We start from the raw sequence: 15,263 nt of genomic DNA on the forward strand, positions 1-15,263 counted from the left end.
AATAAGAACTAGCAGGATCCTTTTTGGTCAAATATTAAATCTTGTGCCCGAACGCCCCCGCCGCCGCCGTCCCGGGACGAGCCGGCGCCGCCGGCCCAGCACCTGCCGGCGCTGGACCTCGGGCCGCAGTTCCGGATGAACGACGAGGAGCACGTCACCGCGTCGCTGGACGAGGATCTGAACCACCAGCGTCAGCAGCTGGACCTGAACGCCCACAACGGCGCCGTGCACATGGCGAACGCCGGCGCGGTGCGGGAGCGGTCCATGCGGGCGCTGCGGGACGGCGACCTGGCCGGCTTCCAGCAGAACCACGCGCTGCTGGACCGGATGCACGCCGAGGGCGAGCACCTCGTGCAGGACCGCGAGCGGATCGTCTCCGCGCCGGACGAGGACGCTGAGTCGACTCCCCATGGGCCGACTCGCCACGAGCCGGTGTCGCACGCGGACATCGACCTCGTCCGGGACGACGCGCCGCTGAACTTCGTGCGGCCGCAGGTCGGCCAGCACCGGTTCCACTACGAGATGCGCCGGATGGAGGTCAAGCCGGGCACCTGGGTCCGCGAGGCCACCGTCAAGGTGCACATCGAGCCCGGCGACCGGACGCCGCACCAGGTCGACCAGCTGTGGAAGAAGCTGGAGCAGGGCGCGGACCAGCAGTTCAACCACGAGCGGCTGCCAGGAGGCGACCACTTCCGGGTGCGGCTGGAGCGGGTCGACGACCGGCTGGACGCGGACGTCCGCGCCAAGATCACCGAGTCCGGCCCGGACCGGCACGACACGTGGCGCCCGGACAGCACGGGCGACCAGTTGGCGCACAAGATCGGCACCGCGCTGGGCCTGACCGAGCACCACGCCGGCGAGAAGCTGACCCAGCACCACCTGGCGCAGTTGTCGCAGGAACCCAAGCGTGGCGTGGATTCCATGCCGCACGCGGAGAGCCACGCCGACACCCGGCAGGACTGGTTCAGCGGCCACGACGCCGCCGGCCGTGAACGCCGGTTCCCGATGGGCCGGGTCACCCAGACCGACCTGCGGGACTCGTCCGGCAAGGTGTTCGGAACCTCCTTCTACAAGGAGGAATCCGACCAGCGCGCGGCCGACCGGTGGGCCCGTGGCGGCAACCCGGACCGCGTCTACCAGTACGACGCGGACGGCAAGGACCGCGGCGCCATCGACTCGGACCTCGTCACCAGCCGCCCGGGCATGGCCGACGAGTCCGCGGTGCTGGCCTTCCACGCCAACCCGTACACCGCCGGCCTGCACGTCCGCGGCCTCGGCACCGTGCACGTCCGCCCGGACACCATGGGCGAGATCGCCGCCCGCAGCAGCGGTTTCCTCCAGGCCGTCGGCGACGGCCGGCGCACCACGATGCTGCTGGCGTGTGAGGCCGGCGCGCAGACCGGGCCCGGCGGTCTGGCCCACGACCTGCACAAGGCGTTGCAGCGTAAGGACCTCACCGACACGACGCTCGGCGGCAGCACGATCATGCGGTTCGGGCACCGTGACGGGGACCGGTTCACCGGGTTGGAGAGCGGCGGCCACTTCAACGTCTACGGCGAGGTGCTGCCCAGGCACGAGGCCGCGATGGTGGACGAGATGGTCCATGCCATGCGGAAGGACTGGAAGTACGCCGGACACGACCACGTCCGGCCGGACGGCCGGATCGGGCTGTCCGACCGTGCCGGCACGATCGCCCTCGCCAAGTCCCTTGTGGACAGCGCGGTGGCGAAGCTGCCGGCCAACGGCGGGCAGCTGGACCTCGCGGCCGTGCACAAGGCGGCGAGCAGGCACCAGCGGCCGGACATCGTCACCGCCACGGTGTTGTCGCACATCGCGTCCGACCCGAAGCTGGCCGGTTCGGTGCGCGCCATCACCGACCGGTACCTCGACCGGCACGACCGCTGGGTGCCGGTGCCGGTCAGCGAGCATGTCCGGCAGCGGTTCACCGTCACCGGCAAGTCCACTTGGGACGATGATGCCGGCAGGACGAGCCGCCCGGTCCGGCTGAACGCGGTGGGGGAGCACGGCCCGCTGTCCGAGCCGGTGAAGCACGAGCCGGTCACTGTCCCGTTCGGACGCAAGCAGACCACGCTGGACCCCCGCCTGCGGTCCGAGCGCCTGGACGACTTCGCGCGCACGCTGGCCGAGCTGGCCATCGAGCGGCAGGGCGACGGGCTGCCGCTGCCGGAGGCGCACATCAAGGGCTACGGCAACGGCTCGATGCTGGGCAACACCAAGGAGACCGCCGAGGCGACCGGCAAGCTGCGCGCCTCGGACACCCGTGAGCACCTGATCCACCTGGTGTCGCGGCACCTGGAGCGGATGACGCCGCCGAAGACGCGGGTGATCGACGCCGAGAAACTGGTGCCGGAGAACGGGATCCAGGGCGTGTACGAGCCCGGCCGCGCCAACTCGCGGGAGGCCGTGGTCACCCTGCACACCGCCGACGAGAGCACTGTGCCGCACGGCGTCACGGAAAGCCGAGCCGCCGGCGACGGTCCGCTGGTGCACGAGGGCCGGGTGCTGGGCGCGAGCTTCTCGTCCACCAGCACATCCCGCGTCCGGCGGTGGATCGCCACCGGCGGCTGGCGGCCCGAGCCGACGCCGCAGCCGGTGAACCCGCACCTGCTGGAACCCATCCCGGACACGCCCGCCACGGCGTCTCTCGACGAGCACGGCCTGGCGGCGAGCCTGGCCGGGCACGGCGCCCACGACGACACCACCGACCTGGTTGTGTCATCGGCGAAGGACGCCGTGGACGGGACCCGGGCCCTGGAAGGTGAGGCGGCCGCCGGCAAGCTCGCGTCCGCGATGCCGCACGCCATGCGCCTGCTGGAGAAGGCCGGCGTGGTGGGCAAGCTCCTGCGGCAGGCCGGTGACGCCGTGACCGCCGGGCTGACCCTGTCGCACGTGCTGGAGGGCGTCGCTCGGGCCTACGCCCAGGGCGGCCCCGCGGTGGCGGCCGCCGCGGTCGCCCAGGACATGAAGCGGTTGGGGCTAGGCTTCGAACCGGTGCTGATCGAGGAGATGACGTCAGATGTCCGATGACCAGTGGATGCTGCTGGTCGACCCGGCCTGGCAGCCAGCCGAAGAGGGTCGATCAGCGGCGGGACAGAACCCGCCGGCCGAGGCCGTGGTCGGGGGCTGGCTGGTGGCCGCCGACGGGGCAGTCGGCCGGTTCGAGCCGAACCCAGACTACGAGCCGGCCACACCGGAGTCGCCGACCGACCCGGTGGACGCCGCGCTGCGGCTGATGGCCGACGGCGAGGTCGACGCCGACGCGCTGTTCGCCGTGCTGCGCGAGTCCGAGTTCGGGGTCGCGCTGGACGAGCACCAGCGGCCGGTCATCGCCCCGGCACCCGACGACGTGCTGTCGCTGCTGGTGACCACCGCCCCGGCGCATCGGGGACGGGTGCGGGCCGAGGCGTGGCAGGTGGTGAACGCTGAGGAGCTGGCCGGCATGCTGGCCGAGCACGAGGTGGATGCCCTGGTCAACCCGGGTGCGCAGACCTCGACGCGGCTGCTGGCGTCGACCATCGCCGACGCCGCTGTTCACCCGGCCGGGTGAAGGTGTCCGGGGGGACCTGGCAGTATCGGGGGCGTGCGTGTGTCCCCCGTCCCCGGTGAGCCTTCGTGATCAACTGGTTGAAGTCGCGCCGGTCGAAGCCGCAGCGCCCCGTGCCCGCGGAGGCGCAGCCGCCGGTCGTCGAGTTCCAGACCCGGCAGGTGGGGGCGGCCCTGATCGTGTCGGCCCCGCCCGGGCCCGGCTGGCACGCGATGGCGCTGGCCGCCTCGGTGCCGGGCGATCCGGGGCGCACGATGGTCGTGGTGGACTTCCCTTCCGGGGACAACGGCGGTTACTGGAGCGCCCTGGTGCAGGCCCTGCGCGGGCGCGGGCCGGTGCGGCTGGCCGTGTCCGGCGCGGGCAGCGCCTCCGGCAGCGGGCCGACCCGGGCCATCGCGGCGCAGTGGCTGTCCGAGCAGTTGCAGGCCGAGGTCGTCGCCCCTGACGGCACCCTGGTGCCGGTGCCCGGCGGCTCCACGTTCGTCGCCAACGCCCACGCCACCGGCGCGTGGCGCAGCTTCCACCCCGACAAGCCCAGCGAGTCCCTCGGCGCCCGATTCCCGTCGCCGGAGTGGGAGTCGTTCATGACCACGGCCCCTTGGCGGGCCGGTCCCGTGTCCGTGGCGGAGCCCGTGCCGACCGGGCTGTGGCTGCATGCGACGCCCAGCGCCGCCACCCGCCGGCATTCGACCCTGGCTTTCGGTGTGCCGGTGCGGATGGACGTGCTGACCGTCGTGCTGGGCGGGCCGGAGGAGGGGCGGCTGCCGTCGGCTGACCTGCGGGCGTTGTGGGAGGCGTTGCCGGAGGAGATCCGGCGTCGGGTTCGGTTCGCGTCGTTCGGGGCCGACCTGGGGCAGTTCGCCGCCGACACCATCGGCCGGCCCGTGATCGCCTACAACGGGTTGCCGCTGTCCACGGAACGGGGCATCGAGGTCGGGATCGTGGCCGGGGACGGCCGCGCGACCTGGCGGTCCTTCGCCACCGAGCTTCGGTATCGGCCGGGGAAACCGCCGGAGGTCGTCGCCGCCCGTCCGCCCGTTGGTGGGCTGAAGCCGTTGCGGCCCGGGCTGTGGGAGCTTTCCCCCAACGTCGTCGTCGAGGCCGTGGCCGCCGGGTTGTGGGTTCGGGCCGCCGGGACCACGACGGTGGACGTCGTTCGGGCCGCGCCGGTGGACCCGGAGTGGGCGCGGTTGACCGTCGGGGTGCCGGGGGAGCCCGTTGGGGACGAGGTCAGCGTGGCCGGGGCGAAGCTGTTCGCCGGCCTGGACGCGGAAACGCAGCGGGTGGTGCGTCTGGTCTTCGGCGAGGCCCCGGTCAAGGCTTTGGAGCCGGAGGTCGAGGAGCCGACTGCTGTCGACGACTTCGTTCTGGTGCCGGCCGTCGTCGAGGCTCCCGTTGTCGAGTCCCCGGTCGTGGCTGTTCCTTTGGAGCCTTCGGACCCGGTGCCGACCTCCGTCGACGTCGACGTCAACTACGACATCGGCGACGACCTGCCGACCATGGTGTTGTTGCGGCGTCAGATGGAACTCGTGCAGCTCACCGGTTCCGCCGCCTCGGTGGAGACTTGGTCGGCCCCCGTCGAGCCGCCGCCCGTGCCCGCCCGGATCGAGCCTTTCCTCGTGGATCCCGGCATCGACGTCGACACCATGCTCGACACTCTGGTCGCCGCCGAGACCGCTTTGGACGAGCACCGGGCCTGGGTGCGTCGCACTCTCGGCGACCAGTACGACTCGTATGCCAGCCGGGTGCTGCGGTTGTTGATTCAGCATCCTTCGCTCCGCGAGGGCGAGTTGCAGTCCGTTGTCACCGATCTGGTGTCGGTACTCGTGTATTTGGCCGCCGGCGAGCGCAAGGCCGATGAGGCCCTGTTGTCCGGCGATGTCGACGCCCTGTTGCCGTTCTTGAGTTGCGTCATTTCCGGCCTCCAGCGCCTGCCCGTCTACGAGGGTGTCGCTTTCTGTGGCGGCGCTTTGGATCCTGGCACCCACCGTGCCGGGGCCATTCTCACCGAGGTCAGCTTCTTGAACGCCGTCACCGCCCCCGAGGTCGCTCTGCCGGGCGATGCCGAGTTCGTCATCTGGTCCGACAGCGGCCGTCGCACCGGCTTTTTCGAGCCCGAGCTGGATCCCATCGTCTTCTTGCCCGGCACTCGCTTTCAGGTGCTCGGCGTCGAGGACGGTCGGATCCTGTTGGGCGAGATCGGCGGCGGCGACCAGTTGGCCAAGTTGGAGGAGGCCGCCAAGCTGCGCGCCTCGACCGGTCCCGTGGCCGACCCCGTGCGTTTCGGCCGTTCCATCGGTTCCCCCGTGTAACTCAGTACCGGTGGGGCGTAACCGTATGGGAGCGCCCTAGCGGCGTCGTCCACCGCGCACTGCCCTCGGCGTCCAGCGTCACCCGGTAGTTGTCGTGGTTGCGGTGGTGATGCCAGGCGCACAGCCCTTTGAGCTGCTTGGCCGTCGTCTTCCCTTTCGGCCAGGGAATGACGTGGTCGAGTTCTCGTATCGGGCTCGTGCATCCCGGCGCCGTGCACACCCCGCCGTCCTGCACCTTCACCATTTCCCGCATACGCGCCGTTGGCCGGTACTTCTTGGTGCTCATCGCCACCGCGTGCCGGTACTCGTCCAGCAGCACCCCGCGCCACGGCCCTCGCATCGCCAGCTCACGGGCCATGCCCGCCGCGATCGGCCCGTACCCGTCGAGCAGCCCCGGCTCTTCCGTGAGGCCCAGCAGCGTCTCCATCGGAACCGTCACGTGGACCTGCACCTCCCGTTCCCTGGCGTTGCCCAGGAACCGTTCGAGAAACGCGTCGGCCCTTTTCTGATCCGTGCTCCGCTCATCCGCCGGCAGGCCGGCGACGTCCTGTCTGAGCAGCTCTTGCGCCATGCTGGCCTGCACCGCCGGCAGGATCGCCTTGATCTGCGCCATCCCGTCCGGCAGCGGCTTGAACTCCACCCGCCGCTCCTTCTCCGCGCTCCGGCAGCGCCTCTGGTAGCCCTCCGGGTCGACCTGGGCCACCAGCTTGGTGGCCCGCCGTGCGAGTTGGCTCCGGTTGAGCCCCGCCGCCACCCCCACCAGCCCGTCTTCCACCTTCGCGACAAGACTCGGATCCCCCATATGGACCGTCCGCTCAAGTAGCAAGGATCGCATCAGATGCGATCCCGAGTCAGCTTGGAACCAGTCGGCGGTGCTGTTGCCGGAAGGTGGCTTCTACCTGTGTGGTAAGAGTCGTCTGACGGGCCGGTGGCGCTTGTGACGGCCCGGCTGGACCGAGGGCCTGATTGGCTACTTGTGTCGCCTTCTAGCTGCTGATTTGCGCGGTAGATCGCGTTCGATGCGAAGATGTCGCATCTGATGCGAGCGGTGGAAGGTGACTGGTGACCGAGGCAGAGCGGCCGACGGCGGGCGCGACAGCGCTGCAGCTGGTCGACGGCGTGGTGTTCCTGCGGCCGGAGGAACAGGTTTTCGAGGCGATGCTGACCGGTTGGGGGCGCCAGCAGGCGGCGCGGAACCTCGCTTCCTCGACTATCGCGAACCGGGACAAGAGAGTGCGTGGCTTCGTCGAGCACGTCAATGCCTTCCCCTGGCAGTGGAGTGCCGCGATGGTCGACGAATGGTGCGCCGACCTGCGCGGCATCAAAGGAGTGAGCCGCTCGAGCTTGCGGACCTACCAGCAGGCCCTGAGGCTGTTTTGTCACTACCTGACCGACCCCGTCTACGGATGGGCCGGCGAATGCGAGCGGCGCTTCGGCACACACCCGGTGCAGGTGTGCCACGAGTGGAACACCGCGGTGCACGTGCAGGACAACGAGTCCGAGCCGGCGAAACGGGCGTTCACCTTGGATGAGATCCAGGCGTTCTTCGACTACGCCGACGACGCGGTCCTGCGGGTGCGCGACGCCGGCCGCAAAGGATGGCTGGCGGCGTTCCGCGACGCCACCATGTTCAAGGTCGCCTATGCCTTTGGCCTGCGCCGCACCGAGACGCGGATGCTGGACACCGCCGACCTCGCGACCAACCCGCACGCCCGCGAGTTCGGCGAGTACGGCGTGCTGCACGTGCGGTTCGGCAAGGCCAAACCCGGCAGCCCGCCCAAGCGGCGCAGCGTGCTGACCGTGTGGGACTGGTCGGTGGACGTGCTGGAGGAGTGGATCACCGAGATCCGGCCGCGCATGGCCCATGCGTCCAGTCCCGCGTTGTGGCCCTCGGAGCAGTCCAAGCGCATCAGCGGCGCGGCGCTCAACGCTCGCTTCGCCACCTACCGCGACGCGCTGGGCCTGGAGCCCGGCCTGGACTTCCACTCGCTGCGCCGCTCGTATGTCACCCACCTGATCGAGGCCGGCTGGGACCCGTTCTTCGTCCAGCAGCAGGTCGGTCACGAACACTCGTCCACCACCTCCATCTACACCTGCGTCTCCTCGGACTTCCGCACCCGCACCCTGCGGCGCAGCCTGGATGACACCCTTGCCGCGGCACTGAAATCGCCCACCGACGGCGGGAGCGCACGATGAACGCGATGAAGCGGCGGGTCAGCTACGACTGGCGGCTGCGGGACCTGATGGCCGATCACGGCATGTTCTCCACCACTGAGCTCGTCCCGCTGCTGCGCGATCGCGGAGTCGAGTTGTCGGTCTCGCAGGTCCATCGCCTGGTCACCGGCACTCCGGAACGGCTGTCGCTCACGGTGCTGGCTGCCTTGTGTGACATCTTCGAGTGCAGCCCCGCCGAGCTGATCCGCACCGAGGCCGCCAACCTCACCCGCCGCACTGCCACCGGCACGGCCGGAACGGCCACACCGCCAGCTACGGGAGCGCTACGGCCCACGCGCGCTCGCATCCGTCCACAGTGACTCCGCGAACCCGAGCGCAGTGCGGCGACACGCCTCTCGCCGACAGCAAGTGCGTGCGCTGCGACCGCTACTCTCAGCCCGCTGTCCGTTGGGAGGGGCCGGTCTGCCGCCCCTGCATCAAACGCGCAACCCGCAACCGAGGCTGCTGCCCGCACTGCGGGAACCACCGGCTGCTGCCCGGCCGGGACGACACCGGCCACCCGATTTGCCGCGACTGCGCGGGCATCGCCCGCTCGTTCTTCTGCCGCCGCTGCCATCACGAGGGACTCCTGGTCAGTGACAAGCTCTGCGAACGCTGCACCCTCACCGACCGCCTCACCACGGTGCTCGACGACGGCACCGGCCAGCCCCGCGCGGAACTGCTGCCGCTGCTGGACAAGCTGCGCCTGACCGACACGCCACACAGCGGACTGACCTGGCTGGACAAACCCGGCACCGCCGACCTGCTCACCGCACTTGCTACCGGTGCCACCGCGATCAGCCACGACGCCCTGGCCGCCCATCCGGCCTGGCGCAAAGCCACCTATCTCCGTGAGTTGCTGATCGTCTGCGGCATCCTCCCGCCGATCGACAAACAGCTCATGCTCTTCCAACGCTGGCTCGACACCCAGCTCGACGCCGTCGCTGACGCCGAACACCGGGCTCTTCTGCAGCGCTTCGCCACCTGGAACGAACTGCGGCGCCTGCGTCACAAGGCCGAGCAGGCGCCGTTGAGCCCAGCGACCATCCGCGGCTCTCGCGAACGCGTCCGCCAAGCTGCCGCGCTGCTCAACTGGCTCGACATCAGCGGGCACACCCTCGCCACCTGCCCGCAGCCCGCGCTGGACACGTGGCTCGCGACCAACCCTCAGACCCGAAAGCCCGCCACCGCGTTCCTGCGCTGGGCCGGCCAAGCCACGCTCATGCCCCGCCGTCGCCTCACCAGGGCGCCACTGCCCGCCGCCACCATCCAGCCGCGCCGACAGCAGCACGAACTGATCAACGCTTTGGTCACCAGCGACGAGTGGCCACTGCGTGAACGTCTCATCGCGCTGCTGGTGCTGCTCTACGCCCAGCCGCTCAGCAGGATCACCCGCCTGCGACGCACCGACATCTCGATCATCGGCCCCGACGTCTTCATCCGGCTCGGCGACCCGCCCGCTCCGCTGCCGCCACCGCTGGACGACATGACCCGTCAACTCCTCGAGCACCGCAACACCTACCGAGGCCCCAACGCAAACACCGACTGGCTCTTCCCCGGAAAACGTCCCGAGCAGCCCATCAACTCCAAGACACTCAACAACCGCTTCTCCAAACTCGGGATACCGATCCAGCTGGGCCGAACCACCGGCTTGCGGGAACTGCTGCACACCACACCCAGCCCCGTGGTCGCCTCCATGCTCGGAATCCACCCCGGCACCACCGCACGAATAGCGGCCGAGGAAGGCATCACATGGAGCCGCTACGCCAGCCGTCGACCGACCCAAAACGGGCGTCACGACACGAGAATCCATGACAGTTGAAAACATGAGTTCACCAGTAGTACACCACCTCCAGCCGCCTCAGATCGATCTCCCCGCGCCTCAGCTGCCGCACCATTCGCGGCAGCGCCTCCACCACCCCACTGAATTCCTTCTGCCTCCCCACCGCCCTCTCCGGCTCCCTCGCCGCCATCGCCACTTCCGTCACATCCTCCACCCCATTGAGCACCTCCAACTCCACCGCACTGGCAAACGCTCCGATCTTGCGCGCGAGAATGTAAGCCGTGACCTTCTGCTCTTCACTAAGCCGCCCGACATCCATCCCCACCAGCAGATCCACCATCGCCCCACAGGGCTCCACGCCCTCCCACTCCCGACAGATTTCTTTCATGTCTCTATATTACTAGAACGCATGATCGAACTCGAATCACTAACGGGTGAATGTTTCATGCATAATCGCGACGGTAGGGCCGTTTGAAGATGGGCCCGTCGGAAACTGAAGATGTTTCGGCAAGTGAAACCATAGATGCCTAGGCGGCAAGCGGGCTTACGTTGGCAACGAGCCCCAAGCTATGCCGGCGGAGACCTCCCTTCACCTGTGAACCCGACCCCTCCCGCGATCAAGCAGTGCCCCTCCCGCGCCCCACCCTCTAACCTCCCAAAGAAGCGTGGATTTTGCGTGGAGGGGATCGATGTCGTACAATTGATGTCGCGAAGGGCAGGCCTGCCTGCCCGCATCAGCCCTTCGCGACATCGATCAGTGGCTCCGCGCAAAATCCACGCGACCCACCGCAGAAACCCCGCCACAGCCCCGCCCACCCCCTCCGGCCGCTGGGCGGCGGTGCACTGTGTGGTCGCAGGCACAGAGGAGCAGTCAACGTTCCAGGATCCAGAACAACCCCTTGGAACCACACCCCCCACTTCCTAAACTCCCTCCCAACCACCCCCCACCCCGCAACGCCGCCCCCGCGACCACATCCCCCGCCGCCGCGGCCCCCGCGGCGCTCCCATGCGGCACGCCGAGCCCCTCCCATCCCGGCCTGCCGCCCCCGTCCGGACGGGTCGCCGCCGAATCCCCCGTCCGGACGGGCCTGCACCCCCGCATCCCCCCAACCGTCCGACAACCGGAATGGGGACTTGCGCCCGAATAACCTCGGCCCTTAGGGATAACCGAGGGATTGCGCGTGGTCATTTCCTGTATTACGTTCGGCTGAGCCGAGGGGCGAGGCCGGGAGCGTTAATTGATCAGCGAAGTGACGACCTTCGTTGGCCGGGGCAACGAAATGCGGGAGGCGGGGCGGCTGCTGGCGGGGGCGCGGCTGCTGACGTTGATCGGGGCGGGCGGGGTGGGCAAGACGAGGTTGGCGCAGCGTGTGGCGGCGCGGGCCGAAAAGGGCTTCGCGGACGGGGTGGTGTTCGTCGAGCTGGATGCGGTGCCGGACCCGGGGTTGCTGCCGCAGGTGGCGGCGGCGGAGCTGGGTCTGAGGGACGTCTCGACGGCGCCGATGCCGCAGCTGCTGGCGTTCCTGTCCGCCAAGAACATGCTGATCGTGCTGGACAACTGCGAGCACATGGCGCAGGCGTGCCGGGACTTCGTGAACGAGGTGCTGGACACGGCGCCGGGGGTCCGCTTCCTCACGACCAGCCGGCACGTGCTGGGCATCCCGGGCGAGCAGCTGCTGCCGGTGCGGCCGCTGGCGGTGCCGGAGCGGGTCGAGGACACGGTGGACGACGCGGTCACGCTGTTCACGGACCGTGCGACGTATGCGCTGCCGAACTTCCGGCTCAGTGACGACAACTGGGACACGGTGCTGGGCATCTGCACCCGCCTCGACGGCATTCCGCTGGCGATCGAGCTGGTGGTGCCCTGGCTGCGAGTGCTGTCCACGAACGACGTGCTGAGCCGCCTGGACGACACGTTCACGCTGATCACGGCGGAGGCGGCGGCGAGGCCGTCGAGGCAGCAGACGCTGATCGCGGCGGTGGACTGGAGCTACGCCCTGTGCGCGCCGGACGAGCAGGCGCTGTGGGCCAGGGCGGCGGTGTTCAGCGGCGGGTTCACGGTCGAGGCGGTCGTGGCGGTGTGCGCGGACGAGAGGATTCCGGCGACGGCGGTGCTGAGGCTGCTGGGCGGCCTGGTCGACAAGTCGGTGCTGGTCAGGGATGAAGTGGACGGCGTGACGCGGCTGCGCATGCTGTACACGATCCGGCAGTACGGCTTGCAGCTGCTGGCGGAGTCGGGTGAGGAGCGGGGAATCCGCGGCCGGCACCTCGACTACCAGCTGATGTTGGCGCAGCGCAACGAAAAGGAGTGGCTGGGCCCCAACCAGGTTGAGCTGTTGGCGGACACCAGGCGCGAGCACAACAACCTGCGTTCGGCGCTGGAGTTCGCGCTGACGGATCCCGAGCGCCGTGTCACGGGGGCGAGGCTGGCCAACGCACTCCAGTACTACTGGCTGGACTGTGGCTTCATCGGCGAAGGGCGTCGCTGGCTGGACCGGGTGCTGGAGGTCGAGAACCTGCCGACGGACGTCCGGCAGAACGCCCTGTGGATCAACGCCTACTGTGCGATCGCCCTCGGCGAGGTGCCGGCCGGCAAGGTGTTGGCGGAGCAGGCGGTGAGGATCGCCCGGGAGACGGGCGACGCGCTGATGATGGCCAACGCGATGCTCGCGTACGGCGGGGCGGCGTTCGTCGGCGGCGAACTGGACTACGGGCTGTCGCTCTACCAGGTGTCGGTGGACCACTACGCGGCGGCGGAAGTCACGGACTGCCAGACGATCCTGGCCTACGCGGCGCTCGGCATGTGCGCGGCGTTCGCCGGCAAGTTCGACCGCGCGGTGACGGCGGCGGAGCAGGCGATCGAGCTCGCCGACCAGCACGGGGAACGCTGGACCCGCTCGTACGCGCACTACGCGGTGGCGCTGGCGACCTGGCAGTTGGGGCGGCTGGCGGAGGCGGCCGGGCACGCCATGACGAGCATCCGGATCAAGGACCAGTTCAACGACATGCTCGGGCTGTCCATGCTGGTCGAGCTGATCGCCTGGATCGCGGCCTCGGCCGGCGCGATGCCGCAGGCGGCGGAGGTCCTCGGCGTGGCGAGCTCGATGTGGCGGCACACGGGCGGCGCGGTGTTCCTGGCCTCGGACAACTGGGCGGTGCCGCACAAGCGCTGCGAACGCGCGGCGCGCAAGGCGTTGGGGGACGAGCGATTCGACGCGATCCATGCCAAGGGCGCGGCGAGCGCGGCGAAGGTGGACGACGCGGTGGTGCACACGCTCAAGTTCGCGACCGTGTTGGCCGCCGCGCACGCGGAGGCGCCGTCCGTGCTGACCAGCCGTGAGGACGAGGTGGCGGAGCTGGCGGCGGCGGGGGCGTCCAACAAGGAGATCGCCGCCCGGCTGGTGATCTCCACGCGGACGGCCGAGAAGCACCTGGCCAACATCCTTCGCAAGCTCGGCTTCAGCTCACGAGCGCAGCTGGCGGCCTGGGTCGCCGACGGCCGCGCACAAGGCCAATAACGCCGATTAATTCGCCATTTTCATCAAATCGGGTGAAAAGCGTCGACAATCCTCAAGGCCAGCCTCATCAAGCGCGGGGATTGTGGCCGGTCCGGTCGTTGCATTACGTTCGGATGCTCGAAATCCCCCGTGGCGGGAGCGCATCGTGAGCTGTCAGCTGACCACCTTTGTTGGTCGCGACGCCGAACTCGCGACGGCCGGCCGCCTGCTCGGCGCCGTGCGGCTGCTCACCCTGTTCGGCCCGGCCGGCGTCGGCAAGACTCGCATCGCCCGCCGGCTGGCCCACGAGGCCCGCTTCCCGGACGGCGTGGCCGTGATCGAACTGGGCGCGGTGACCGACCCGACGCTGTTGCCGCAGGTGGCGGCCACCCATCTCGGCCTGCGGCAGGCCGAGCAGCTCATCTCCTGGCTCAGCCCCAGGTCCATGCTCATCGTGCTCGACAACTGCGAGCACCTGGTCGGGGCCTGTCGCGAGTTCGTCACGGCGGTGCTGGCCGCGGCGCCGGAGGTCCGCTTCCTCACCACGAGCCGGCACGTTCTCGGCATCGCCGGCGAGCAGCTGCTGCCGATCCGCCCGCTGCCGGTGCCCGACCGCTACCAGCCCGACCGTCACGTGGCCGACGACGCCGTCGCCCTGTTCGCCGACCGTGCCACGTATGCGCTGCCGAACTTCACCGTCAACGGCGACAATGGCGACACCGTGCTGGGCATCTGCTCGCGGCTCGACGGCATCCCGCTGGCCATCGAGCTGGTGGTGCCCTGGCTGCGGGTGATGTCGGCGCACGACGTCCTGGCCCGGCTGGACGACACGTTCACGCTGTTCACGCCCGAGGCCGCGGCCCGGCCGACGCGCCAGCGGACGTTGATCGCCGCGGTGGACTGGAGCTTCGCGCTCTGCACTCCCGACGAGCAAAGCCTGTGGGCGAGGGCATCGGTGTTCACCGGCGGCTTCACGGTCGAGGCCGCCGCCGCGGTGTGCACCGACGAGCGCATCACGGCCACGGCGCTGTTGCGGCTGCTGGGTGCCCTCGTCGACAAGTCCGTGCTGGTACGGGACGAAGTCGGCGGCGTGACCCGGCTGCGCATGCTCAACACCATCCGCCACTACGGCCTGCGGCGGCTGGCGGAATCGGGCGACGAGCGGCAGTTCCGCCGCCGGCACCTCGACCACTTCCGCCGCCTGATCGAGGGCATCGCCCGGCAGTGGTGCGGCCCGGACCAGATCGAGCTGCTGACGCAGATTCGCCGCGAGCACGGCAATCTCCGTGCCGCGCTGGAGTTCGGCCTCGGCGAGCAGACGTTCGCCGGTGCCCGGCTGGCCACGGCGCTGTCGTTCTACTGGCTGTGCGGATGGATCGGCGAGTCCCGGCGCTGGCTCGATCGGGTGCTGAGCATCGACGCGCTGCCCGCCGCGATACGCCAGGATGCGTTGTGCCTCAACTCGTACGCCGCGACCGCGCTCGGGGAACTGGCTGAGGGCAGGCGTTTCGCCGAGGAAGCGACCGCGATTGCCGACGAGACAGGCGATCCGCTGATGATGGCCAACGCCCTGTTGGTCACCGGCGGCTCCGCGTTCGCGAACGGCGAGCTCGCCCTCGCCGAGCGGCACCATGCCCGCGCCGCCGAGTTCTACTTGCGCGCCAACGTGATCGACTGTCGAATCGTGTTGGCCTACGCGTCGACGGCCATGGCGGCGGCCGCTCAAGGTGACCTCGCCCGGGCCGAGGTCCTTGCCGCCCAAGCGATCGCGATCGCCGAGGCCCGGGGCGAGCGCTGGGCCCAGTCCTACGCGCACCACGCGCTCGCCCTGGCCCACTGGCGTGTGGGCCGTCACGCCGAGGCTGCCCGGCACGCCGTGACGAGCCTGCGCC

At 69.8% G+C, this 15,263-nt stretch carries 10 protein-coding genes; 8 read left to right on the forward strand and 2 right to left on the reverse strand.

Features of this window, described 5'->3' with window-relative positions; genetic code table 11:
* Positions 1-135 precede the first annotated feature (135 nt).
* The 3 genes from KUTG_RS41780 (at position 136) to KUTG_RS41790 (ending at position 5,877) form a co-directional block, all read left to right on the forward strand.
* Entirely contained in the window at positions 136-3,048 is a 2,913-nt protein-coding gene (locus tag KUTG_RS41780; protein WP_043724982.1) for a hypothetical protein, read from the forward strand.
* A complete protein-coding gene (locus KUTG_RS41785) occupies positions 3,038-3,568 on the forward strand; it encodes a type VII secretion system-associated protein (RefSeq protein WP_043724984.1) in 531 nt (176 codons plus the stop codon). Before KUTG_RS41780 ends, KUTG_RS41785 begins: the two co-directional genes overlap by 11 nt.
* A 65-nt stretch (positions 3,569-3,633) precedes the next feature.
* Complete coding sequence (locus tag KUTG_RS41790; protein ID WP_043724987.1) at positions 3,634-5,877, forward strand: hypothetical protein; 2,244 nt, start codon at positions 3,634-3,636, stop codon at positions 5,875-5,877.
* A 1-nt stretch (position 5,878) separates the two neighbouring features.
* On the opposite strand, the gene KUTG_RS41795 is transcribed toward KUTG_RS41790, so the two are convergent.
* Complete coding sequence (locus KUTG_RS41795) at positions 5,879-6,712, reverse strand: HNH endonuclease (protein WP_043724990.1); 834 nt, start codon at positions 6,710-6,712, stop codon at positions 5,879-5,881.
* A gap of 227 nt (positions 6,713-6,939) precedes the next feature.
* On the opposite strand from KUTG_RS41795, the gene KUTG_RS41800 reads away from it, so the two are divergent.
* The 3 genes from KUTG_RS41800 to KUTG_RS41810 are packed head-to-tail and all read left to right on the forward strand — an operon-like array spanning position 6,940 to position 9,913.
* Complete coding sequence (locus KUTG_RS41800) at positions 6,940-8,073, forward strand: tyrosine-type recombinase/integrase (RefSeq protein WP_043716792.1); 1,134 nt, start codon at positions 6,940-6,942, stop codon at positions 8,071-8,073.
* Complete coding sequence (locus tag KUTG_RS41805) at positions 8,070-8,411, forward strand: helix-turn-helix domain-containing protein (RefSeq protein WP_369794451.1); 342 nt, start codon at positions 8,070-8,072, stop codon at positions 8,409-8,411. Before KUTG_RS41800 ends, KUTG_RS41805 begins: the two co-directional genes overlap by 4 nt.
* Positions 8,408-9,913 (forward strand): hypothetical protein, encoded by a 1,506-nt coding sequence (locus tag KUTG_RS41810; RefSeq protein ID WP_052394356.1) that lies wholly within the window; start codon positions 8,408-8,410, stop codon positions 9,911-9,913. Before KUTG_RS41805 ends, KUTG_RS41810 begins: the two co-directional genes overlap by 4 nt.
* A gap of 10 nt (positions 9,914-9,923) precedes the next feature.
* On the opposite strand, the gene KUTG_RS41815 is transcribed toward KUTG_RS41810, so the two are convergent.
* Complete coding sequence (locus tag KUTG_RS41815) at positions 9,924-10,262, reverse strand: hypothetical protein (protein WP_043724992.1); 339 nt, start codon at positions 10,260-10,262, stop codon at positions 9,924-9,926.
* Between the two features lie 862 nt (positions 10,263-11,124).
* Between KUTG_RS41815 and KUTG_RS41820 the strand changes: the two genes are divergently transcribed.
* Positions 11,125-13,392: an ATP-binding protein gene (locus KUTG_RS41820; protein WP_052396033.1), complete on the forward strand. Its 2,268-nt coding sequence runs from the start codon at positions 11,125-11,127 to the stop codon at positions 13,390-13,392.
* A gap of 145 nt (positions 13,393-13,537) precedes the next feature.
* Positions 13,538-15,263 (forward strand): ATP-binding protein (locus KUTG_RS62270; RefSeq protein ID WP_052396034.1); only part of this gene is annotated, 1,726 nt, incomplete at its 3' end.

Origin of the sequence: Kutzneria sp. 744 (assembly GCF_000568255.1) — a bacterium.
Classification (GTDB): Bacteria; Actinomycetota; Actinomycetes; order Mycobacteriales; family Pseudonocardiaceae; genus Kutzneria.